This window comes from Moorena sp. SIO4A1 (assembly GCF_010672065.1).
GTDB lineage: Bacteria > Cyanobacteriota > Cyanobacteriia > Cyanobacteriales > Coleofasciculaceae > Moorena.
This window is the reverse complement of record NZ_JAAHHX010000286.1, coordinates 1-2,431: the sequence shown is the minus strand read 5'-3', so window position 1 is coordinate 2,431 and position 2,431 is coordinate 1. Positions and strand designations below refer to the sequence as shown.

Below are 2,431 nucleotides of genomic sequence, written 5' to 3'. Positions count from 1 at the left end.
GCGCGACCTGAACTGGTCAAGTAAAGCGGGGAGCCGACTCCCCAGGGTAATTTACACCACCTACCCTCACGTAAAACAACCTTTTAGGTTGGACTCAATACCTTTTGGTAACAAAAGGGAAATATGCAGAGTCACGAATGTAGCCGAAGCTAGGTAAGGTCAAACCCGGTTAGGAGCTAGAGGGCTTCTCCGATATGGATGAATGAAAATGAAATGCTAATAAACCGCGTAATCTCATGACCAGCGTAAAGACCTGACACGCTGAAGGCAAAAGCCAAGTGGGTAGGGCCTATAGCTAGTTTCTCTATAAGCCGTGTAAACAAAACTCCCATCCGTGGAAGAGGCATCATCCGAAGGAGAAATAAATTTACTTGACACAACAGGGTAAGCCCCACAGAGTCCTTAGAAGGTCGATATCTAAGGTAGGTCTGAGGCAACAAGGACGGAACTCTCTGGGGGGTAGAGGATGAGGGAAAAAGCAAACGCCTCTGGTAATACGGAGGATAGGGGTTCAAACTTTGCCCCTGAACGAAAGTAATAGCAGACTTCCCTTGGGTCTTATACGAAAGATTTTCGAAAGATAAGGAATCGAACCTGATGAAAAGTTTGATACGGGGCAATAGCCCGGTAAATGGACAGACGGCACAACTTACAGACTGGAGCCAGGTCAACTGGAAGAAAGCCCGTAAGATTGTTAGAAACCTGCGTCGAAGAATCTTTCGTGCCAAAAAGCTTGGTCAGTGGAAGCAACTGAGAAGGTTACAGAAACTGATGCTGAAAAGCTACGCCAACTTACTACTATCTGTCAGACAAATCACTCAGATAAATACCGGAAAGCGAACAGCAGGTGTCGATAAGGAGGTGGCAACAACACCTAGCCAACGAGTGAAACTTGTCAATGAGTGGAAGATACCCAAAGCCTCACCAGCACGCAGGGTATACATTCCTAAGTCAAATGGCAAGAAACGTCCTCTAGGCATCCCAACCTTAAAGGATAGAGTCATGCAGGCAATAGTAAAGAATCTCCTAGAACCCGAATGGGAAGCCATATTTGAACCTAATTCTTATGGGTTCAGACCAGGTAGAAGTTGCCATGATGCCATAGAGCAAGTGGTAAACAGACTAAATTCCCTCAGAAAGGATAGATGGGTTCTAGACGCGGATATAAAAGGCTTTTTCGATAACCTAGCCCATGAAACTATCATGAAACAAATAGACTCTGCTCCAGGCAGGGAAATAGTAGCAGGATGGTTGAAAGCTGGATATATAAGTAAAGGAATATATCACGAAACCAATAAAGGAACACCCCAAGGGGGAGTCATCAGTCCACTTTTAGCCAACATCGGATTGGAAGGATTGGAAGAAAAGCTCAACAACTGGGGTGGAATAAGAGGAAGATATAACAAGAAAGGAGAGAGAAGAAAAGTCTACAAACTCGGATATATTCGATATGCCGATGACTTTGTGGTCACGGCAGAAACAAAAGAAGAACTGGAAAAAGTTCTGATCCAGCTCAAAGCATGGTTATCAGAAAGAGGCTTAGAAATAAGCGATGAGAAAACAAGGATAGTCCACATATCCCAAGGGTTCGATTTTCTGGGTTTTAACGTAAGAATGTTCGGGAAAGGAAAGAATGAAACACTTCTGACCAAACCCGCCAAAAATAAAGTTCTCTCATTCTGCAAAGAAATTGGGAAAATTGTCAAAGCATTTAACGGAAAAAGCCAAGAACAATTAATCAATAAACTGAATCCGATTCTCAGAGGTTGGGCTAACTACTACAGACATTGCACATCAAAGAAAATACTCAGTTACGTAGGTAACAGGGTATGGAAATATCTGTGGGATTGGGCAAGGCGTAGACACAAAAAGCGTAAATTAAGATGGGTCAAGGACAAATACTTCAAGGTGATATACAAGAAAACTCCGTGGAGTGTGTCCAAAAGAGACTGGGTATTCTCTTGTGAGTCCACATCCAAAAGAAGAAACTCAGAATTGCGAATATATGATGTCGCAGGAACACCCATTGTGAGACACGTCAAAATAGAAGGGAGCAACTCACCCGATGACCCGATTCTCAAAGAATACTGGCTCAAAAGAAGTCTAAAAGCTAACAAAACCCTCTGGGAAAAAAATAGCAAGTATGACCAAGTAGCTAGAAGAAAGGGGTATAAATGTCCAATCTGTAATGACTGGTTACGCAATGACGAAGAAATCGAAACCCATCACATAATTCCCATAAAAGAAGGTGGTTCTAACCTGGCTGACAACCTTGTACATCTTCATAAAGCTTGTCACAAGCTTCTTCATGGCAAAAAGAAAACCAAGCAGAAGGCTTGAAGTAAGGCTTGAGCCGGATGATGGGTAACTGTCAAGTCCGGTTCTTAGGGGAGGGGAGTAGAGTAATCTACAAACCTTACCCGACTTCACG

The 2,431-nt window shown here is 43.3% G+C and carries 1 protein-coding gene; it reads left to right on the top strand.

The window, feature by feature from the left end; all coding sequences use genetic code 11:
- Nucleotides 1-597 precede the first annotated feature (597 nt).
- On the top strand, nt 598-2,340 hold the full coding sequence (ltrA, locus tag F6K53_RS37350) for a group II intron reverse transcriptase/maturase (protein WP_293084666.1): 1,743 nt from the start codon (nt 598-600) through the stop codon (nt 2,338-2,340).
- The last annotated feature ends 91 nt before the right edge of the window (nt 2,341-2,431 follow it).